Genomic DNA, 19,534 nt, shown 5'->3' with positions numbered 1-19,534 from the left:
TATATCGAAACAACAATAGCGGTCTTTTGGCCCCATTCCCGGAGGAATCCTCATGAACCTTGTAAAGCTGCAAATCTTAGTTCTTATCGAAAAATATAAAAAAGTAACGGATGTAGCCGCCGAGATGAACCTTAAGCAGCCTACCGTCTCCTTCCATATGAAAAGTCTGGAGAGTGAGCTTGGCGCTTCCCTCTTCCAGTACCGGAGCGGCCGGGTCCTGCTGACGGATGCCGGACGCGCCTTGTATCAATATGCGGTCCGCATTGTCTCGCTAAGCGCGGAGGCCGAGCGGACAGTCAGACAGTTCACCTCGCTCGCCTCGGGGAATCTGGAGCTTACCGCCAGCGATATCCCTGCCAGTTATCTTGTGCCCAAACTGCTGTCCCAATTCACACAGCATTATGACGGGATCGATGTTTATCTATCCGTACTGCCGGATGACGCCATCCGGGAGCGTCTGCGCAGCCGTGAGATCCAGCTTGCCGTGCTGCATAGTACAGAGGGCCAGGATGATACCTTCCATACACAGGTGATTGCTGAAGAGGAGACGGTTCTGGTCTTTGCGCCGGAGCATCCGTTTGCCGGGGAGCAGGAGCTGACCGCCCAAGCCGTAGCCCGCGAGCCTTGGGTGCAGCATGAAGCCGCCTCCTTCCTGCGCGGAATCTCTGACCAGTGGGCACAGCTTAATAATGTAAGGGTCTGGAACCATGCGGTGCTGGGCTCCCCGGAGGCAGTCAAGGGGATGCTGTACACAGGCCGGATGGTGGGCGTGTTCTCCCGTTCCGGGATTGAGGCTGAAGTAGCAGCGGGCCGTCTGGCTTACGCAAAGCTGCCGGGAATACTTCCGATGGACGGGTCTTTTGTGCTGGCTTGGCGCAAGGATTATACACTCTCTCCGCTCCAGCAGGCTTTTGCCGGGATGGCGGCGGGTTATGTACAAGTAGAAACGGCTTCGCCGTCCTTTTAAAGGACGGTACCGTTTCAGCGAGAAATAGAAGGATAATGTTTTTGCCATACATTTGATCCATGTGCTGCTGTGCCTGCTTGCGAGCATAATGTATGCTGTTTTTCACATACATTCAGGCCGTGTGGCTGCTTGTGAGCACAATGTATACTGTTTTCCACATACATTTGGTCCATAGGTCGCTATACCAGAAACTGTAGTTTCCTAATATAACAAAAAAAGGTATCCCTGGAGCGCCTGTGTAAGTGCGCTAATGGGGATACCATGTGGTGGTGAACCTTATTATCTTTTGACAGCGACCAGGGTGAAGGTCTTGGGAATTCCCTTATCGTACACATCCGACGACAGGTTGGGCTCCTCCACCAGTTCCTTAATCACCAGTCCGCTGGCTGCGGCAGCAGTAACCAGCTCGCCCAGCGTCCAGCGCCGCCAGTAGACGACATTCGGCTTGTCCGCTTCCGCCGCTGCTCCTGAGGAAGGCATGTATTTGGAATAGGACACCTGCTTCTCTTCAAGCGCCGTATCAAAATAATCCCCGCTCACCTTATGCTTGCGCACCTTGGCCGTCGACCCCTTGGAGGAGATCAGCTTGGTCGTCACCGGATGGAAATCCCGCAGCACGAACGTCCCGCCCGGTGCCAGCAAGCGGTAGGCTGTAGCCATGAACGGAGCCAAATCCGTAAAATAATGAACAATTCCCATTTCGGCAAAAACTACATCATAAGAGCCGTTAAGAAGCGCTTCCGGCAGCTCCAGGACATCCGACACGATATAGTCTAGCTGCACCCCGGCTGCCTGGGCTAGTTCACCGGCATAACGGGCATTGGCCTCCGAGAAATCCGCTACAGTTACCTCAGCCCCCAGCAGCCCCAGTGCCACCGCCTTCATGCCGTTCGAGCCCATCAGGTTCATGATCCTCCGGCCCTTCACTTCATCGAGATAGGTATTCAGCGGATACAGCTTCCCCGCAGGGTCCTTCGACAGCTTCTCCGCAGCCTCTGCCGGGGTTCCGAACCGGCTGGTCCAGGCCGCATAGGTATCCTCATTCCACAGCTCCTCGCTGGTGGGTGCCGCCTCCTTACTCAGGCCATCCGGTTCATTCTGATTAGGTTCATTCATTGCTTTCGTTACCCCTTTATCTAAGTTCTATAATATGCAATCAAGTTTGCCTCTCGGGTCTGCCCGCGTATAGCTAGGAAGCGTTCGGCAGAGATTGCCGGAGCTTCAGCGCTTTCCTGCGTCCGGCATACAGATAGACGCCCAGCCCGGCCATGACCAGTACGCCGCCCGCCCACTGTAGACCGCTAAGCTGCTCACCCAGCAGCAGGAATGCCAGAATGCTCGCGCCGACAGGCTCTCCCAGGATATTCATCGAGACCGTAGTCGCCGAAGTATATTGAAGCAGCCAGTTGAACAGGATATGGCCGAAGACGGTCGGCACCACCGCCAGCAGGACGAAGATCCCCCATTCCCGGGCCGGATAATCGAAGAACGGTGTGCCGGTCACGAGATTGTAGACGGCAAATACGATGGCCGCAGCGATAAATACAATCAGGCTGTACAGATAGGACGGCATACGCGCCACCAGCTTTTGTCCAAGCAGCATATGTGCGGCTACCGCTACGGTTCCGCCAACCGACAGCATGTCGCCCTTCAGATTCTCAGCAGACAAGCCAATGTCTCCCCAGCCGATAAAAGTAACGCCAAAGATGGCAATCGCCATTCCCAGGATAGCAAAAACCGAATTACGCTCTTTATACAGTATGTACGCACCGAGCATAATGAATAACGGCTCCAGCGCCATAATCATTGTTGAGCTGGCCACCGAGGTATAATTCAGCGATCCCATCCACAGCAGAAAATGCAGGGCAAGCATGACACCGGACACTCCCAGCAGCAGCCAGTCCTTCCGCCGCAGCTTAAAGAGTGCGCCGCTATAGGGACGGGCGAACGGCAGCATCAGCAGCGAGGTGAACAGCAGCCGGTACATCCCTTGGACCGATACGGGCGCGGAGGACCATTTAATGAAGATAGAAGAAAAAGAAATGGCCACAATTCCGATTACCATCAAGAGAGGTACGGGAACGGGCGGTTTATTGGTACGCATGACAGACGCCCCTTCATAGGATGTAAGACTCATTATGTTAATTTAACGCAATTCGGCGAAAAAAGCAGCATTTTTTCATTTCACGCACAAATAAAGGCACAGAATCCGCTCTGACGGGTCCCATGCCTTATAGAAGCCTAGCTGACAGATGCTGCCCCCTGTTACGGCTTAAGCACTACCTTGATACAGTCCTCTTCCTTATCCTGAAACACCTTGTAGCCATGCTCTGCGCGGCTGATCGGCAGCCGGTGGGTGATAATATCTGTGGGATCGAACTTGTTCTCCTTAATCATCTTGTAGAGCTCAGGCATGTAGTGAATCACGGGAGCCTGTCCCATCTTCAGCGTGATATTGCGTTCGAACAGATGACCCAGCGGGAACATATTGTAATTCAGGCCATAGACACCGATTAACTGAATGGTGCCAAACTTGCGGACCACCTCGGAGGCGATACGGAAAGCCCCCAGCGAACCGCCCTGCAGCATCAAGGCTGTCTCCACCTTCTCAACAACCGTCTTCTTGGCATCCAGTCCCACGCAGTCGATCACCACATCCGCTCCGCCCCGTGTAATCTCCTTGAGATTCAGCTCTACATCCTTGGTCTGCTCAAAATTCACCGTCTCCACATGATTCGTCAGCCTCGCATGCTGGAGCCGGTAATCGACATAGTCCACCGCAATGACACGGGATGCGCCTTTCATCCAGGCGAACTTCTGTGTCAGCAGGCCTACCGGGCCACAGCCAAGTACAATGACGGTATCACCGGGCTTCACTCCGGCATTCTCGACGCCCCACCAGGCGGTCGGGACAATATCCGAGAGGAACAGCAGCTTCTCGTCTTCCATCTCCGCATCCTGCGGGACGACAAACGGCCCGAAGTTGCCGTAAGGCACACGCAGCAGTTCCGCCTGCCCTCCGGCAAATCCGCCGTAAGAATCCGAGTAGCCCAGGTAGCCGCCGGTATCCTTGGCATCATTGGCATGATCACATTGGCTCTCCATCTCATGCTGACAGAAGAAGCATTGCCCGCAGGCTACATTGAACGGGACAATGACCCGGTCGCCCTTCTTGACCCGTGTCACCTCAGGACCCGTCTCTTCCACAAACCCCATCGGCTCATGTCCGATAATGTAATCATCATGCATTCCCGGGATTTCTCCGTTATAGATATGCAGATCCGAGCCGCAAATAGCAGTTGAGGTGATACGGACGAGGATATCATCCTTCTTCTCCAGCCGCGCATTGGCGACCTCCTTGACCTCTACCTTCTTCTTGCCTTGATAGGTTACTGCCTTCATAAGTGTGGGTCACTCCTTCGGATGTAAGGTTATGGTCATGGCAAGCTGATCGGAACAGCCTCACTATGGTATAACCCCAAATCCTGCGGATTTATCCGTGCAGCAGCGGAGAATACATCATCAGCGCGTGGTTCTCGGCCACCGCTTCGTCACCGGCCAGCTCTCCGCTATGCGTCAGCACTCTGCGCCGGATCGCGTTGCGCCGGATATACCCGCCCCACGGCTCCAGACTGATGCGGTGCCTATCTTCATACACTTCATAATGGTAGAGCTGCTGTCCTGCACAGCGCCATTCTCCGTGCAGATTAGTCTCATCCAGGTGCAGCTTAAGCTGATAGGCATGCTCTGTATCATTGCGCAGCTGGAGATCCAGATAATTATAGGCACAGGTAGCCCCGCTGCCGAAGGGCTGGGTCCGCTGCTCATCCGGAAAGACATCATAGCTGTGCCGGTGCCGTTCGGTAACCGTCAGCGGCGTATGCAGCGTCATCCAGTAGATCAGATTGGACAATTGGCATAGCCCGCCCCCTGTTCCGGACCGGAATCCGCCATAATGGAGCACCATTCCGTCGAGGTAACCTTTTCTTCGTGTCGGCTTGCCAATTCTGCGCCAATAGGAGAAGCTCTCGCCCGGTTGAATGACAAGCCCGTCCAGCTTCGCCACCGCGAGCCTCAGGTTCACGATTTTGTTGTGCTGAAGCTGCATATCCACAGCCCGCAATTTGCGCAGCAGCGGCGTAGCATGGCTGGCCGCCTCATAAGGCAGAGCTTCACTGCGCTGTTCAGAAGCCAGACGTCCGCTGGCCGTGATCCATTTCCAGTACCTTTTCCAGGTAAAATACCGCTTGCCTGCAAACAACCGCAGTTTGGAACGCCGGATGGGCTTCATAGCCTGCATCGTCATTGCTATACCTCCCACGTGTAGCTATTGTGCCGATTCTATAATGATATTACCCTCTACTCTGGAAGCTTCTCAGAGATTACCAGAATAAATGTGGCAAGCGGTCCCAGCAGCAACGACAACAGAAACCAGTTCATTCCGCTCCGGTTCTTTCCTTGCGCGAGTCCGGCATTAATCAGAGCCAGTGTACCCCAGCCTGCATAATAACTATTCTCCATTATAATTCCTCCCCAGTTTCCTGCAAATAGTAAAAGACCGGGCCTCCCTTCCCAGGAAGCCCAGTCTTAAGTATAGCTAATTTTTATGAGAAAATCTTACTTTCCCCGCTTATTATGCCAGATCAGGGCGTGCAGCTGCGGCAGCACGCGTGCACGGTTCATCTGCGTATCGGCAATGACCTGCCCGAACAGCCATTCCAGCCGCCCCAGCAGACGGCCTGAAATGTCGCCTTCCTCGGTGACGTTATCGTTGCCCGGCTGCAGGAACAGCGGGACCTCAGGGTACCTGAAATGTACCTTACGGGCATATTCATAATCCTCCTGGTTAAATACAACCACCTTCAGGCTATGTGCTGACTTGCCGTTATCAGCGACTCTACGCATAATCTCATCCAGCTTATCCCAGTCCGTGTGCATCCCGGAGCTGGGCGGCTTCGGGCTGATCGTCAGCACATCCACCTCATGGAACCAATCCTGCCAGCGGCTGCCCTGCGTCTCAATCGCCGCCTGAATGCCGCGTTCGTGGAGCAGGGAGATGAATTCTCCCATGGCCTCTCCGATCAGCGCCGGGTTCCCGCCGGAGATGGTGACACAGCCGAAATTCTCCCCGGCCAGCTCCTGCAGCCCGGAGAGAATCTCCTGTGGTGTAAGCATCGTCACTTTATCCTTGGCCGAACCGTCCCAGGTGAAGGCGGAATCGCACCAGCCGCAGCGGTAGTCGCAGCCGTAGGTGCGGACGAACATCGTTTTGACGCCGATAACTGCCCCTTCCCCCTGAATCGTCGGACCGAACATTTCAATCACGGGAATTCTACTCATAATCACAGCCACCATACAGACGGTAAGCCGGTCCCTCCTCGGGAATATCTGCTGCCAGCACTTCAGCCCAGGAGGTAGGAGTCTCCCATAGCTTGACTGAGTACACCGGCAGCGCCGCTTGCTTCAACTCATAGGCAATGTAGGAAGACAGATTCTCTGCTGTGGTGCGGAAGGAGAGCAGAGCGACCTTGGAGCCTGTTGCGATTAGTGTCTCCAGCACAGGCTCATTGCCCATCGCCAGAAAAGCATGATCCAGCCGTTCAATCACCGCCTCCTTTACAGCCGCCTTAATATCGCTGAAATCGATGACGAAACCTTCATCCGACTGCCCTTCCTCAACAGACGGCACACCCTTCAGCACTACCTCCAGCTTGTAGGTATGCCCATGCAGATTGCTGCATTTCCCTTTGTGTCCGATAAGCTGATGTGCAGCATCGAAGGTGAAAATTTTGCAGACGGCTACTTCGCCCCGCATTATAGTCCCGCCTCCTGACGCTCTGCCTCATATTGCTCCAGACCGCGCTGACGCAGGAGACAAGCCGGACAGGTGCCGCAGCCGCTGCCAATGATTCCGTTATAGCAGGTCAAGGTCTGCTCCCGGACATAATCGAACTGGCCCAGCTCGTCTGCCAGCTTCCAGGTTTGCTTTTTGTCCAGCCACATCAGCGGGGTATGAATGACGAACTCCACATCCATCGACAGATTAAGCGTGACATTCAGCGACTTCACGAACACATCGCGGCAGTCCGGGTATCCGCTGAAGTCCGTCTGGCAGACCCCGGTGATAATGTTGGAGTAGCCGAGCTGCTTGGCCAGAATGGCCGCGAAGGACAGGAACAGCAGATTACGTCCATCCACGAACGTACTGGGCAGCTCCTCTCCCTCACCTGCGGTAATGTCAATATCATCCCGGGTCAAGGCGTTCGGGGCAAGCTGGTTCAGCAGCCCCAGGTCCAGAATATGCTGCTTCACGCCGAACCTCGCGGCAATTGCCTTCGCGACTTCAATCTCGGCCGCATGGCGCTGATTATAATTGAACGTGACCACCTGAACCTCCTGGAATTCCTGCAATGCCCACGCCAGGCAGGTCGTGCTGTCTTGGCCGCCGCTGAAGACGACTAATGCTTTTCTATTTACCATAGTGATCTCTCCTCCTGATGACTCTGCGAAGCTGGTTCCTGCGGATTAACGGTTGTCCACTTTCTCGGGATACAGATCATGATTCATCAGCCGGTGTTCGGCCATCGCCTCATATTTGGTTCCCGGACGCCCCCAGTTGCAGTAAGGATCGATGGAAATGCCGCCGCGCGGTGTGAATTTGCCCCACACTTCGATATAACGCGGCTCCATCAGCGAGATCAGATCATTCATAATAATGTTGACACAGTCCTCATGGAAATCGCCATGATTGCGGAAGCTGAACAAATAGAGCTTCAGTGACTTCGATTCCACCATTCGGATATCAGGAATGTACGAGATATACATCACTCCGAAATCCGGCTGACCGGTTACGGGACACAGGCTGGTGAACTCGGGACAGTTGAATTTGACAAAATAATCACGTCCGGGATGCTTGTTATCGAACGCCTCCAGAATCCCCGGATCATAGCCGAACTTGTACTGTGTGCCTTGGTTGCCCAGCAGGGTAACCTCCTGCATTTCCTCTTGCGTTCTACCTTCTGACATGACAAAAAACCCCTCTCTTTTCCCTAGGCTCATGGCCTGAACTGGAAAGAAGAACGAGATTTCGAAAACCTGGCTCTACTAAGATAGCTTAGTTTTTTATAGAGGGAGTTCGCGAACCTCTCCTGCGCGCGGCGCAGATTCCTTCTTTATCTTGGTGCGTCTTGAACTATACCATGATTGCAGCGGGCTTGACAACCCTCACAGCTGATCCAGAATCAGCGAGCAGAGCAGTCCCATCGCAGCGATGAACCCCGTGAGCGGCCCCCCTTCTTCGTAGGCTTCAGGCATCATGCTGGAGGACACCATAGCAATAATTCCTCCTCCGGCAAAAGAGGCAATCACCGCTTCAGTATAACTGCTTGCGTGATCCATGAACGCATACCCCGCCCCTGAGGCCAGTGTGGAGATAGCGAGTACGCCGAGCCACAGCAGCATAATCTTGCCTTTGCCATAGCCGTCCTTCTTCAGTCCAGCCGTGCTGGACAAGCCTTCGGGAATATTGCTGATGAAGATGGCAATGACCAGCAGTACGCTAACGCCCTGACCCGCAATGAGACTTGCGCCGATCATGATCGATTCAGGAATCGCATCCAGTACCGTTCCTGCGAAAATTGCCAGCCCTCCGCCCTTGGCGTCGCTCTTCCCGGAAGAGGCTCTGGCTGAGCGCTTGCGTCCGGCTCCGCCCTTGCGTGAGATCAGCCAGTCGAACACCGTGAACACCAATGCTCCGGCGGTGAACCCGATGATCGTCGGGGGCAGCCCGCCGTCACTGGCAGAATCCTCTATCAATTCATACGCCGCCGCGCCGATCAGCACCCCGGTCCCGAATGCCATAATGAAGCCGATCAGCTTGCTTCGAATCCGCAGGAATACGGCCACGAGCGCGCCAATCAAGACTGCCGAGCCGGAGACTGCGCCCCATAATAATGCGTTTCCCATTCAATTCACCTTCTATATAAGATATTGGCATCCTTACAATGCATAAGAATAGTTTACACACGAATGAAGGAAGGCAAACACCCTGCATAGTACAACTAAATTGCACGGATTCAATTACACTCAAAGGGGTAACTTAGAATTAACAATCTCTATTAACTGAAGGATGGGATCATACTATGGAAGCAAACGTACAGAAGCTTATCGATTGGCTGGAAGCCCGTAAGGATACAACGCTTGTCATTAAGAAAAGGGAGCTGGAGGATCTGGATACCGTTCATTTCAAGCTGGAGACCGTTGACTACCGGAACGCTGACGATGTCATTGATGATTATCTGGACAGTGCGGTCATTCTGCGCGGGACAGGCAGTACCCTGAATGCAGATGGAGAGCTGGTGCCCCTACCGCAGCCGGGCTATGAGCTGGCAGTGAGCGGACTGCAGCTTCATGAAGTATCCGAAGCCAAGGTGGATCTGCAGACGAGCCGGGCGAAATATTCGCTGGCCGTAAGCTGATTATACGGCGGCTCCGGCCGTAAGAATCTAAAGAGGGTGCAGCTCTAAGCCAACATTCCGGCTCAGGACTGCACCCTCTTTTTCCATAACTATCGCCTATAATTCTTCCCCGATAATCTCCACTTCCGTCTCCAGCTCCACATCGAACTTGTGCTTCACGGCTGAGCGTACATGCTGGATCAATCCGATATAATCACTGGCGCTTGCATTGTCGGCGTTGATAATGAAGCCCGCATGCTTGCGCGACACCTCAGCGCCGCCGATGCGCGTACCCTGGAGTCCGCTCTCCTGAATCAGCTGCCCCGCGAACCGGCCCGGCGGCCGCTTGAATACACTGCCGCAGGACGGATATTCAAGCGGCTGCTTCGATTCCCGCAGATAGGTTAACTCATCCATGGACGCCTTAATTGCAGCAGGATCGCCTGGAAGAAGCTTGAATCTGGCCTCCAGTACAATGTACTGTCCGCTGGCGAAGATGCTGCTGCGGTATCCCCATTCCAGCTGATCGCCGTGCAGGGTGAGCAGCTGGCCGTTCTGATCGATCACGAGCGCACTGTGCAGCACATCCTTCACTTCCCCGCCGTAGGCTCCCGCATTCATATACAGCGCCCCGCCTACCGTGCCGGGGATGCCGCAGGCGAATTCCAGACCGGTCAGCTTCTGCTCCAGCGCATAGCGTGAGACATCGATAATCTTCGCCCCGCACTGCGCGTAGAGCAGCCCCTCGCGGATGCCCATACCGGACAAATCCGAGGTCTGGAGCACGATGCCGCGGATGCCTCCGTCCCGGATAATCACATTGGAGCCATTGCCGAGAATCGTAAGCGGGATCTGATGATCATGGGCATAGGCGTAGATGCTCTGGATCTCTTCATATGTAACTGGGGCAGCCAGGATATCTGCTTCGCCGCCCATGCGGGTATAGACCAGATTCTTAAGGCTCTCCCGTCGTTTCAGTGAGCCTGCGGTAACCAGCGGCTGCAAATCCTCATATATGTTGTCAATATTCATTCTTCATGCTCCTACTCTATGAACAAGATAATGGTGGGGCTCATCGCCGGGCAATCACGCTTCAGCAACCACAACTTTATCAACGAACAGGCTCCCTTGTCAATGACAGGAGCCTGTTAAGAAGCTGCATACAGCATTATTATGTTTCGAATTTTCCAATTATACCCTATTTGCCTGCTGCAGCGTACCCGGAACGGAATTCCTCCCGCCGCGCGGACCGCTCCTCCTCTTTCATCCGGGGACAGGTATAACACAGCCTCCCGCCCTCAGTCCGGTAATACATGCAGCAGCGGTTACGCATTTGAACCGTCTGCTCCGGGTCCGTGAGCGATTCGATTCTCCGCACCTTCACCTGGAACGGATTCCGCGGCATCCCGAATACGGCAGCGGGCAGCTCATCCTTCAGATAGGTGTAATCCTCCTCCAGCCGGTGTAGCAGGAGCGGATCTGTAAGCTCAGCGGCAAAGGCTTCCGCATAATAATTGAATTTGGTCGGCAGCTGTCCCCAGATCTCCCCAAGCGAAAGACCGCTCACCTGTGAAGCCTTACGGATCAGCGGCCCGGCTGTGCTCTGGTAGAAGCTGGCGAGCACCTCACTACGCCAAGCCTTTCGGCCCGGCTCATCTACCGGAGCTTGTACCATCCCCCATTCACGAAGCGAGAAGGCAACACGGCAGTAGCCGTCGGCCGGAACCAGATGCAGCTGAAGATTCCGTAGACTGAAATCCGGTACGTACAAGAAGCCGGTCACTGAATACTGGACAGCGAGCGCAATCATGCTCAGATAACCGCCGAAATACGCGCCGGCCGCTTTATCGTCAAGCGCCTTCATCAGCGGCCGGTAAGCCTCCATGAAGGTCCTCATTCCCGCCTCTTCTGCCAGTTCAGCAGCTGAGAAGGAATACACCGCTCCCTCCGGCACCTCAGAATGGAGATCAAACTTGGAGCTGTATTCTTGCCTCAGGAATTCATTCATGCTGCCGTCCTACAGCCCGACTGCTTTGTATGCAGCCAGCTCATAAGGCAGACACAGCGGCACACCTGTACGCGGATCAGGCACAATATCCGCCTCAATGCCGAATACCTCACGCAGCACCGCCGGTGTCATTACCTCGTTCGGAGCGCCCTCGCTGATTACATTGCCGGATTTGATCGCAACCATATGCTGCGCATATCGGGAGGCATGGTTCAAATCATGGACAACCATAATGATCGTCCGGCCTTCCTGCTCATTGAGCTTCTGCAGCAGCTGAAGCACCTCCAGCTGATGGGCCATATCCAGGAAGGTCGTCGGCTCATCGAGGAATAGAATATCTGTCTGCTGTGCCAGCGCCATGGCGATCCAGGCCCGCTGCCGTTGTCCGCCGGAGAGACGGTCAATCGGCCGGTCACGGAATTCATTCATGCCGGTCAGCGCAATCGCATCGGCAATAATGCTGCGGTCTTCAGGCGTGAGGCTGCCGAAGCCCTTCTGATGCGGATACCGTCCATAGCCTACCAGCTCAGATACCGTTAAGCCGTCAGGGGCGGTAGGATTCTGCGGCAGAATCGCCAGCTGGCGGGCCACTTCTTTGGTGGACAGATTGTGAATGGACTTCCCGTCCAGCATTACACTCCCGCTCTTCGGCTTCATGAGCCGGGCCATCGTCTTCAGAATCGTGGATTTCCCCGAGCCGTTTGCCCCGACAAGCGCCGTAATCTTCCCTGTCGGAAGCGACAGATTCAACCCCTTCACAATCATAGTCTCCGCATATCCGATGCTCAATTGCTCTGTATTTAAACGTTCCGACATGATAACACTCCTCATATAAATGTACTGGAGCAAGGCTCCTCTATGATAATTTCGGCTATACAACAGACAAGCTCAATTACTGCTTATAGATTGATGATATTGATTCTCATTATCTCTGTCAACTAAAACGTAAAAACGGCCGCCTCCGCATGAAGCAGAAGCAGCCGTCTTCCTGTAATCTTCTATATTATTTATGCAAATGGAAAGGAACCGTGGCGATGACAATGTCCTTCTGATTCATTAGATAAGAGCGGATGAACAAGCTGGTCTGATTATGCAGCACCGCCTGCCACCAATGCTTGGTCACGAATTGCGGAATCAGGACGGTAATATGATCCGTTGAAGAGGTCTTCCACTCTACTGTATCGATGAACTTCACCAGCGGGCGGATAATGCTGCGGTAGCGGGAGCGCAGGACGATCAGACGTACCCCAGGGTTCCACTCCTCCCACTTCTGCTCCATCTTGTGAATCTCTTCTTCATCGAAGCCTACATATACAGCGACGACATTATCAGTCAATGACTTCGCATAGCTGATCGAATGCAGTACAGCGCGGGTCACACCGGCGACAGGAACGACTACGGTGCTTCCTTTGATACAAGGCTTATCTGTAGCCGGACAGATCCGCAGCTGATCGGCAATATTCATATAATGGCGGTGAATCCGGTGGAACACAATAATGACGACCGGCAGGAAGATGAAGGCCATCCACACGCTGGAGAATTTGGTGATGATGAAGATCATGGTGATCGTTAATGTAGTTAGCATCCCGACCGTATTCACAGCGAACTTGCTCTGCCAGCCTTGCGGCTTCGTCCGGTACCACTGGACCATCATGCCAAGCTGCGACAGCGTGAACGGAATGAATACCCCTACTGCATATAATGGAATGAGTCCTTCCGTATTCCCGTGAAATGCCGCTACCAGCACTGCCGACATCACGCCGAGGAAAATAATACCGTTGGAGAAGCCCAGCCGGTCGCCGCGCACCATGAAGGCATGGGGCAGATATTTGTCTTTGGCGAACATGAACGCCAGCAGCGGGAAGGCTGAGTACGCCGTGTTGGCTGCCAGGAACAGGATAACCGCCGTAATCCCCTGAATGAAGAAGTACAGTCCGCCGCGGCCGAAGGTAGACTCGGTAATCTGTGAGACCACGGTGGCCTTCTCATCGGGCATAATGCCGTACCAGTAAGCGAGCAGCGTAATGCCTGTGAACATCACCCCGAGAATGAGGCCCATGAGCATCAGCGTTTTGGCTGCATTTTTCTCCGCCGGCGCTTTGAAGTTAGGAATAGCATTGGAGACAGCCTCAACCCCGGTCAGAGCCGAACAGCCGGAGCTGAATGCCTTCAGCAGCAGGAACATACTCACGTTCGACACCGCCGAGCCAATCTCAGGAATTTGCGCATGAGCGCCGCCAGTTAGATATTTGAAGATCCCTGCGATAATCAGCACGAAGATGGAGACGACGAACAGATAGACCGGGATAGCGATGAACGAAGCCGATTCGGTCACCCCGCGCAGATTAACAATCGTTAAGAGTACGATAACAGATACCGCTATGAGGACACTATGATTATGCAGACTTGGAAAAGCTGAAGTGATCGCATCCGTCCCCGCCGAGGCGCTTACGGCCACCGTCAGAATGTAATCCACCAGCAGCGAGCCGCCGGCCAGTAAGCCGGTATGCACCCCAAGATTGCTTTTGGCGACAATGTACGCGCCCCCGCCCTGGGGATAAGCGAAGATCGTCTGCCGGTAGGACAAAATCAGAATAGCCAGCAGGCCCAATACGGCTAATGCGATTGGCAAGGAGTACCAGATGGCGGTGAACCCGGCGGCCACCAGTACGATTAGAATTTGTTCTGTTCCGTAGGCTACAGACGAGAGCGCATCAGAAGACAGGACAGCCAGTGCTTTCACCTTGGATAACTTTTCATGATCGAGTTCGTTCGACTTCATCGGACGCCCGATCAATAGTCGTTTTACCTTGCTTACCATTGTAGTAACAGTTCCTCTCTTGGTTAAGTTGAAACGGGCTTTCCCTGCGCTGTTTTCATAAGTGGATTTCATAAATGCAGGCACCAAAATAAGCATACGGAAATGATCCGCATGCCTTAGAGTGCATGGTCATTATCCCACTTGTAGCTTACGAGGTTAGCTGGCGGATTCGGACTGTGGTAGCCCTACGGTTACAGGCCCTTGCGGCCCGTTCCGATTCACCCCTTTTGGCCTTGGCCAAAGTGTGGTTCCCCCGTTTTTCCATCCGGAAAATTCAGCGCATATTCAACTTCTCACAAGGACTAATATTAAGCTACAACGCGTCTTCCGTAAAGCGTGGAAACAAATGAAAAAAGAATGAAAAGCACTCAAAACAACCAAATTCATCATCCGGTATGTCTTGGTCTTTCATTCTCTTTCATTATCCCTTTAACACGTGATTTTACAGGGTTTTTGTATATTATTTTTTGCTAAAATTAAGGGCATTCTCTTCTCTTCCTTCTGCCCCTCAGCTTCTTACTCCGCAGGCTCCTCCTTGCGTCCTGTCCAGAGCAGAATGGAGATTAAGGCAAAGGCTATAAGTGCAAGCAGAGGGACCGTTACAAATCCGAACCAATTCAGATAGTCCTTGTTGCACGGTACGCCGATGGTGCAGGGAAGCACCTTGCTAAGGGCGGGAATTTTCTGCTCTGCATAGTGATAAATAGAGATGCAGCCCCCGATCAGACTAAGAGGAAGCACATAAGGAATGATCCGCTTGTCCGCCCGGTAGGTGGCGATCCCCAGCAGGAACAGCTGCGGGTACATGAAGATCCGCTGGAACCAGCACAGCCTGCACGGCTCGTAATGCAGGACCTCACTGAGATACAGGCTACCCGCTACAGCCACCACACAGACGAACCAGGCCAAGTACAGACAATTACGCCGGCAGAAGGCAGAGAAGGCGGTCATTGGGCGGCTCCTGCTCCCGCTGCTGCTGTTGCTGCCTGAATCTGGGCATCAATCGCCTCCATATTGAAGGGCTCCTTCACCTTGATGCCGTTCACATACAAGGATGGCGTATTCGTTACGCCCGTATCGGTGCCCACCTGAATATCCCGGTCCAGCTCCTTCTCATAGGTACGGTCATCAATATCCTTACGTAGCAGATCATAATCCACCGGCAGGTCCAGCTGCTTGGCAAGACTCACCAGGAAGTCAGATGTAGCCCACTCCTCTTCTTCATTTCCCTGATTCGCATAGATCGCATCAAAGTACTTCCAGAACGCTTCCTGGTTCTGATGATACACCGACAGCGCAGCCAGGGAGGCTGTTCTGGAATCCTTGCCGATAAAGGCCAGATTCACGAAATAGAAGGCCGCTTTATTTTGGTCCACATAACCTTGAACGATCTGCGGTTTGATCACACCGGTGAACTGGGCGCAAGCCGGGCATTTGAAATCGCCGAATTCCACAATTTTGACCGGAGCATCCTCCTTGCCAAGCCGCATCATTTCGCTGTAATTGAAGGCAACTGGCTTACTGTCTGTACCGGCAGGCGAAGAGTCCTTCGAAGCCAGCATGAATAAGCCTACAAAAATAATAACGACAATAGCTACCGTACTCACGATCAGAATTCTCGTTTTCTGCTTCTGCTGTTCCTGCTCTGCCCTGCGCTTCTCCTGCTTGCTCATCTGGGGAGCCATGACAGTGTTCTTTTTTGTTTTGCTCAAAGAGAGTTCCTTTCCGTCCTCAGGACTGTCGTGATAAAAGAATAGTTACTTTCAAATTATATAATGTTAACTCTCTTGTTGGCAATCGCTGTCTTATACGGCTTCGTTCTCGTCTGCCGATTTCCCTTCCCCGGTATCCTTGCCGAAGAATACCTCCGGGGAATGCTCCTGCGACTGCAGCTTAATCCTGAAGAAGAATTGTGTGCCGCCACCCTCTGCCGGTTCTGCCCAGATCTCCCCTTGCATCAGGTCTACCAGCTTCTTGCAGATCGCAAGGCCCAGACCTGTACCGGGGTATTTGCGGGTATGCGACCCGTCCACCTGGGAGAAGGACTGGAAGAGCAGCTGCAGCTTATCCGGAGAGATACCAATGCCTGTGTCGCGCACCATGAATTGCAGAGCCTGAGCGGTCTCTCTGACGCCATAGGATTCCACCTTCACCATTACCGTACCGGATGGCGTGAATTTCACCGCATTACCGATCAGATTGATCAGAATCTGGCGGACACGCGCCGCATCCCCGGTGAACTTGTCGGGAAGCCCCTCTTCGATCTCAAGCTTCAGGGATAACGGCTTGTCTTGTGTGCTCACCGTGAACAGATCCATACAGCCTTGGAGCAAAGCCCTCAGCCCGAAAGTATCTTTGTTCAGCGAGAGGCCGTCCGCCTCCAGGCGGGAGATATCGAGAATATCGCTCATCACATGCAGCAGAGCGTGGCTGCTTGTACTCTGAAGCCGCAGAAGCTCCAGATGCTCTGGATTGCTGATCTCCTCGGCCAGCAGCTGGTTGACGCCGATAATGCCGTTCAGTGGTGTGCGGATCTCATGGCTCATGGTGGCGAGGAACTCGCTTTTCATCGTCACAGCACTCTCCGCGGCATCCCTGGCCTCCAGCAGCTCATACTGATACTTCATCAGAGCAGTCACATCCTCGGCCACAATATAGACCCACTGCTCCGTATGATGCAGCAAAGGAAAGACGGTGACACTGCAGATCAGCTGCTCCCCGCCTTTGCTCCGGACCTTCAGCTCCAGCTTGGAGGACTGCCCCCGTGAAGCGCGTGTTACAGCATCCCGTACGGCCGCTTCATCCCGTTCGCTGTACAGGATCGCCTTATAATTCCCCAGTTCTTCTCTGCTATATCCGGTAATGGCCCGAAGAGCAGGATTAGCACTGATAATCTTCTTGCGTGCAGGATCAATACAGATCACCATATCAGGGTTATGCTCGAACAAGGCAGTATACCGCTGCTCATTGAAGGCTGCAGACTGGAGTATCCGCTGCCGGTCCCTGTACAGCAGAGCAAGGACAATCGACACAATGAACAGGAAAGAGCCGCAGAGAATCATTGCCAGTATGGAGTCCTGTAAATAAAGCACTTGTCCGGCAGCACTGGATTGTTCTCCTATGGGGAATGTAGCGCCCGCCATGGCAGCGTAATGAATGCCTGTGAACGCGCCGGTCAGGGTCAGGACAAGCAGCAGCTTTTTGAAGCTGAACATATTATAGGCCTGCTCCAGCCATTTCGGATCATAAGATGCGGTGACCACCGGGACAATCAGGGCGAACAATACCGCCAGTGTAATAGAGAAGGCGCCTTGCTCATAAGTTGCCGTAAGTCTCATCGACAGAATGCCGCTGAAATGCATAATCAGGATGCCGCTGCTGAACAAGAGTCCGCCCAGAGCCAGATAGACCCTGCTGCGGGTGTGCGGGTTATTCAGCATAACTAACAGCATATAAGAAGCTGCGACGGGGATCACTAGAGAGAACGCCAGGAGAGGCAGATTATACGATACAGGAACGCCCATTTCCATTGCGCGCATCCCGATGAAATGCATGCTCCACAGGCCTGTGCCAAGCACCAGAGAGATGAGCAGGATGAACCGGGAGCTCCGATGGCCGCGAAGCAGACGTTCCGTCAGGTCCAGCGCCGTGAAGCAGGAGAGAAAGGCTATCGCAACCGACAAGAGGACAAGCAGATCATTGTATGTGTTAAAAGGATGCTCCAACGCTCCCGCCCCTTTCTTGAATCGGATAGATTACATGTATTTACACTTCCTTACCCGCCTTAAATCCGGCCGAATCGCAGTAACGCCAGTACAATTCATCCTTATTATGACAAAAAATCTTATAATAACAAAAAAGCATAGCGCTATTGTAGCGCCATGCTTAATATTGTATGCAGCAACTTATGCTCCGGCTTCTTCCGTCAATAACTGCAGCTTCAGCAGCTTAATCCGGGAAATCCGCTTATTCTCGGTTTCTTCGACCACGAATAAATGATTGTCGAACTCAATGGACTGGCCCTTTTGCGGCGGATTGACCTCCAGCTTGGAGTACAGCCAGCCGCCGATTGTATCATAGTCATCAGTCTCCATATGAATTCCAAGCTTGTCGTTAATCTCTTCAATCAGCATCAGTCCGTCAACGGAGTACTCATCCTCTCCCAGCTGTTCAATGCCGGGCCGCTCCTCGTCGAACTCATCCTGAATCTCACCAACAATCTCTTCCATAATATCCTCCAGTGTAACCATCCCCGAGGTACCGCCGTACTCATCAATAAGAATGGCGATCTGGGTCTTGGCACGCTGCATGACCTTCAGGAGGCTGCTGATCTGAATCGATTCCGGTACCGTCAATATCGGACGGATCAGTTCACTATAGCTCGGCGCCTTCTCCCGGATCATATCCTTAATATGAATGAAGCCAAGAATATGGTCCTTGTCACCGTCACAGACCGGATAACGGGTTCTCATGCCATCGAAGGCAATCTCCAGATTCTCCTCCGTCTCCAGATGCGTGTTCAGACAGATCATCTCGGTACGCGGAATCATAATCTCCCGGGCCATCGTGTCGGCAAATTCGAAAATATTATCCACCAGTGTCATTTCTGTGTTGTCGATCAAGCCGCTTTTGTTACTCTCCTGCATCAGAATGCGGATTTCTTCCTCCGTATGTGCAGTAGCCAGCTCGGAAGCCGGCGTCAGACGGAAGATCCGCAGCAGTCCCCGGGCCAGCCCGTTAACCACCCAGATAAATGGAAACATGATCCGGTAGAAAACGTTCATCGGTCCCGCAGTTAACAGAAGCACCGCCTCAGCCTTGTTCACAGCAATGGTCTTCGGTGCAAGCTCGCCGAGTACGATATGGAGAACTGTGATGAACATGAAGGCAATAATCAGGGAGATGACAAATACAGTCGTTTCATCAAAGCCCAGACCTCTGACCAGCGGCCCCACAATCGTGGCCACGGCCGGTTCTCCCAGCCAGCCCAGTGCAAGTGAAGCAAGGGTTACCCCTAGCTGGCAGGCCGACAGAAATCCATCCAGATTATGGACGATCTTACTTGCGGCCAGTGCTCTCTTGCTGCCTTCCTCAATCAGCGATTCAATGCGCCCGCTGCGCACCTTCACCATCGCGTACTCCACCGAAACGAAAAAACCGTTAAGCAGCACAAGCAAAATAATAAGTCCTACATGTAATATACCGGGTAAAGGGTCGCTCAATTTATACTCCTATCCACCGTAATCTGTACGGCTGGATAGGCCCACCTCCTTCGTTTGCTC

General features: G+C 53.4%; 20 protein-coding genes and 2 riboswitches. Of the genes, 2 read left to right on the top strand and 18 right to left on the bottom strand.

The features are described from left to right. Positions 1 to 52: 52 nt before the first annotated feature. Positions 53 to 967 carry a LysR family transcriptional regulator gene (locus NSU18_RS02375; protein ID WP_341148091.1) on the top strand — a complete coding sequence of 305 codons (915 nt, stop codon included), beginning with the start codon at positions 53 to 55 and terminating at the stop codon, positions 965 to 967. A gap of 279 nt (positions 968 to 1,246) precedes the next feature. Here the strand turns inward: NSU18_RS02375 and NSU18_RS02370 are convergent, their stop codons facing one another. The 10 genes from NSU18_RS02370 to NSU18_RS02325 form a co-directional block, all read right to left on the bottom strand. Next, positions 1,247 to 2,083 (bottom strand): class I SAM-dependent methyltransferase, encoded by an 837-nt coding sequence (locus tag NSU18_RS02370; RefSeq protein WP_341148090.1) that lies wholly within the window; start codon positions 2,081 to 2,083, stop codon positions 1,247 to 1,249. A 73-nt stretch (positions 2,084 to 2,156) separates the two neighbouring features. Then, positions 2,157 to 3,071 (bottom strand): DMT family transporter, encoded by a 915-nt coding sequence (locus tag NSU18_RS02365; RefSeq protein ID WP_341022221.1) that lies wholly within the window; start codon positions 3,069 to 3,071, stop codon positions 2,157 to 2,159. 161 nt (positions 3,072 to 3,232) lie between these two features. Then, a complete protein-coding gene (locus NSU18_RS02360; protein WP_341022223.1) occupies positions 3,233 to 4,369 on the bottom strand; it encodes a zinc-dependent alcohol dehydrogenase in 1,137 nt (378 codons plus the stop codon). A gap of 91 nt (positions 4,370 to 4,460) precedes the next feature. Then, positions 4,461 to 5,273, bottom strand: coding sequence for a VanW family protein (locus tag NSU18_RS02355; protein WP_341022225.1), 813 nt, complete (start codon positions 5,271 to 5,273; stop codon positions 4,461 to 4,463). A gap of 53 nt (positions 5,274 to 5,326) precedes the next feature. After that, the gene (locus tag NSU18_RS02350; RefSeq protein ID WP_341148089.1) at positions 5,327 to 5,488 is read right to left on the bottom strand and encodes a hypothetical protein; all 162 of its coding nucleotides are present in this window, start codon (positions 5,486 to 5,488) and stop codon (positions 5,327 to 5,329) included. 96 nt (positions 5,489 to 5,584) lie between these two features. Next, positions 5,585 to 6,307 (bottom strand): 7-carboxy-7-deazaguanine synthase QueE, encoded by a 723-nt coding sequence (gene queE, locus NSU18_RS02345; protein WP_341148088.1) that lies wholly within the window; start codon positions 6,305 to 6,307, stop codon positions 5,585 to 5,587. Further along, a complete protein-coding gene (locus NSU18_RS02340) occupies positions 6,300 to 6,782 on the bottom strand; it encodes a 6-pyruvoyl trahydropterin synthase family protein (protein WP_341148087.1) in 483 nt (160 codons plus the stop codon). Before NSU18_RS02340 ends, queE begins: the two co-directional genes overlap by 8 nt. Continuing rightward, complete coding sequence (gene queC, locus NSU18_RS02335; protein WP_076158075.1) at positions 6,782 to 7,447, bottom strand: 7-cyano-7-deazaguanine synthase QueC; 666 nt, start codon at positions 7,445 to 7,447, stop codon at positions 6,782 to 6,784. Before queC ends, NSU18_RS02340 begins: the two co-directional genes overlap by 1 nt. A 45-nt stretch (positions 7,448 to 7,492) precedes the next feature. Continuing rightward, positions 7,493 to 7,993, bottom strand: coding sequence for a preQ(1) synthase (gene queF / locus NSU18_RS02330; RefSeq protein WP_341022235.1), 501 nt, complete (start codon positions 7,991 to 7,993; stop codon positions 7,493 to 7,495). Between the two features lie 82 nt (positions 7,994 to 8,075). Continuing rightward, positions 8,076 to 8,119: riboswitch (PreQ1 riboswitch) on the bottom strand. A 72-nt stretch (positions 8,120 to 8,191) separates the two neighbouring features. Next, a complete protein-coding gene (locus NSU18_RS02325) occupies positions 8,192 to 8,932 on the bottom strand; it encodes a ZIP family metal transporter (RefSeq protein ID WP_341148086.1) in 741 nt (246 codons plus the stop codon). Between the two features lie 176 nt (positions 8,933 to 9,108). Here NSU18_RS02325 and NSU18_RS02320 point away from each other — a divergent pair, with 176 nt between their 5' ends. Further along, positions 9,109 to 9,444 carry a hypothetical protein gene (locus NSU18_RS02320; protein WP_341148085.1) on the top strand — a complete coding sequence of 112 codons (336 nt, stop codon included), beginning with the start codon at positions 9,109 to 9,111 and terminating at the stop codon, positions 9,442 to 9,444. Between the two features lie 96 nt (positions 9,445 to 9,540). Here the strand turns inward: NSU18_RS02320 and murB are convergent, their stop codons facing one another. The 8 genes from murB to NSU18_RS02280 all read right to left on the bottom strand — a co-directional run bounded on the left by murB (position 9,541) and on the right by NSU18_RS02280 (position 19,474). Then, positions 9,541 to 10,455, bottom strand: a complete 915-nt coding sequence (murB, locus tag NSU18_RS02315; protein WP_341022240.1) for a UDP-N-acetylmuramate dehydrogenase — start codon at positions 10,453 to 10,455, stop codon at positions 9,541 to 9,543. A gap of 166 nt (positions 10,456 to 10,621) precedes the next feature. Further along, positions 10,622 to 11,431: a (2Fe-2S)-binding protein gene (locus NSU18_RS02310; RefSeq protein WP_341148084.1), complete on the bottom strand. Its 810-nt coding sequence runs from the start codon at positions 11,429 to 11,431 to the stop codon at positions 10,622 to 10,624. A 9-nt stretch (positions 11,432 to 11,440) separates the two neighbouring features. Then, positions 11,441 to 12,247 carry an ABC transporter ATP-binding protein gene (locus NSU18_RS02305; RefSeq protein ID WP_341022245.1) on the bottom strand — a complete coding sequence of 269 codons (807 nt, stop codon included), beginning with the start codon at positions 12,245 to 12,247 and terminating at the stop codon, positions 11,441 to 11,443. A 187-nt stretch (positions 12,248 to 12,434) separates the two neighbouring features. Then, positions 12,435 to 14,252, bottom strand: a complete 1,818-nt coding sequence (locus NSU18_RS02300; protein ID WP_341148083.1) for an APC family permease — start codon at positions 14,250 to 14,252, stop codon at positions 12,435 to 12,437. Positions 14,253 to 14,381: 129 nt separating this feature from the next. Next, a riboswitch (cyclic di-AMP (ydaO/yuaA leader) is annotated at positions 14,382 to 14,542 on the bottom strand. Positions 14,543 to 14,768: 226 nt separating this feature from the next. Further along, complete coding sequence (locus NSU18_RS02295) at positions 14,769 to 15,203, bottom strand: disulfide oxidoreductase (protein ID WP_340993133.1); 435 nt, start codon at positions 15,201 to 15,203, stop codon at positions 14,769 to 14,771. Next, the gene (locus tag NSU18_RS02290) at positions 15,200 to 15,964 is read right to left on the bottom strand and encodes a DsbA family protein (protein ID WP_341022247.1); all 765 of its coding nucleotides are present in this window, start codon (positions 15,962 to 15,964) and stop codon (positions 15,200 to 15,202) included. Before NSU18_RS02290 ends, NSU18_RS02295 begins: the two co-directional genes overlap by 4 nt. A 93-nt stretch (positions 15,965 to 16,057) precedes the next feature. Beyond that, positions 16,058 to 17,977: a sensor histidine kinase gene (locus tag NSU18_RS02285; protein ID WP_341022249.1), complete on the bottom strand. Its 1,920-nt coding sequence runs from the start codon at positions 17,975 to 17,977 to the stop codon at positions 16,058 to 16,060. A gap of 180 nt (positions 17,978 to 18,157) precedes the next feature. Continuing rightward, a complete protein-coding gene (locus NSU18_RS02280; protein ID WP_341022250.1) occupies positions 18,158 to 19,474 on the bottom strand; it encodes a hemolysin family protein in 1,317 nt (438 codons plus the stop codon). Between the last annotated feature and the right edge of the window lie 60 nt (positions 19,475 to 19,534).

This window comes from Paenibacillus sp. FSL H8-0048 (assembly GCF_038002825.1).
Classification (GTDB): domain Bacteria; phylum Bacillota; class Bacilli; order Paenibacillales; family Paenibacillaceae; genus Paenibacillus_AQ.
The sequence above is the reverse complement of the archived record's forward strand: the minus strand, read 5'-3'. Positions and strand labels throughout refer to the sequence as shown.

Excerpts from the sequence above, each read along its gene's own strand:
- NSU18_RS02370 (WP_341148090.1), bottom strand. The coding sequence starts at position 2,083 with ATGAATGAACCTAATCAGAATGAACCGGATGGCCTGAGTAAGGAGGCG.
- NSU18_RS02325 (WP_341148086.1), bottom strand. The coding sequence starts at position 8,932 with ATGGGAAACGCATTATTATGGGGCGCAGTCTCCGGCTCGGCAGTCTTG.
- queE (WP_341148088.1), bottom strand. The coding sequence starts at position 6,307 with ATGAGTAGAATTCCCGTGATTGAAATGTTCGGTCCGACGATTCAGGGG.
- NSU18_RS02310 (WP_341148084.1), bottom strand. The coding sequence starts at position 11,431 with ATGAATGAATTCCTGAGGCAAGAATACAGCTCCAAGTTTGATCTCCAT.
- NSU18_RS02305 (WP_341022245.1), bottom strand. The coding sequence starts at position 12,247 with ATGTCGGAACGTTTAAATACAGAGCAATTGAGCATCGGATATGCGGAG.
- NSU18_RS02295 (WP_340993133.1), bottom strand. The coding sequence starts at position 15,203 with ATGACCGCCTTCTCTGCCTTCTGCCGGCGTAATTGTCTGTACTTGGCC.
- NSU18_RS02360 (WP_341022223.1), bottom strand. The coding sequence starts at position 4,369 with ATGAAGGCAGTAACCTATCAAGGCAAGAAGAAGGTAGAGGTCAAGGAG.
- murB (WP_341022240.1), bottom strand. The coding sequence starts at position 10,455 with ATGAATATTGACAACATATATGAGGATTTGCAGCCGCTGGTTACCGCA.
- queF (WP_341022235.1), bottom strand. The coding sequence starts at position 7,993 with ATGTCAGAAGGTAGAACGCAAGAGGAAATGCAGGAGGTTACCCTGCTG.
- NSU18_RS02375 (WP_341148091.1), top strand. The coding sequence starts at position 53 with ATGAACCTTGTAAAGCTGCAAATCTTAGTTCTTATCGAAAAATATAAA.
- NSU18_RS02355 (WP_341022225.1), bottom strand. The coding sequence starts at position 5,273 with ATGACGATGCAGGCTATGAAGCCCATCCGGCGTTCCAAACTGCGGTTG.
- NSU18_RS02320 (WP_341148085.1), top strand. The coding sequence starts at position 9,109 with ATGGAAGCAAACGTACAGAAGCTTATCGATTGGCTGGAAGCCCGTAAG.
- NSU18_RS02365 (WP_341022221.1), bottom strand. The coding sequence starts at position 3,071 with ATGCGTACCAATAAACCGCCCGTTCCCGTACCTCTCTTGATGGTAATC.
- NSU18_RS02300 (WP_341148083.1), bottom strand. The coding sequence starts at position 14,252 with ATGGTAAGCAAGGTAAAACGACTATTGATCGGGCGTCCGATGAAGTCG.
- queC (WP_076158075.1), bottom strand. The coding sequence starts at position 7,447 with ATGGTAAATAGAAAAGCATTAGTCGTCTTCAGCGGCGGCCAAGACAGC.
- NSU18_RS02340 (WP_341148087.1), bottom strand. The coding sequence starts at position 6,782 with ATGCGGGGCGAAGTAGCCGTCTGCAAAATTTTCACCTTCGATGCTGCA.
- NSU18_RS02350 (WP_341148089.1), bottom strand. The coding sequence starts at position 5,488 with ATGGAGAATAGTTATTATGCAGGCTGGGGTACACTGGCTCTGATTAAT.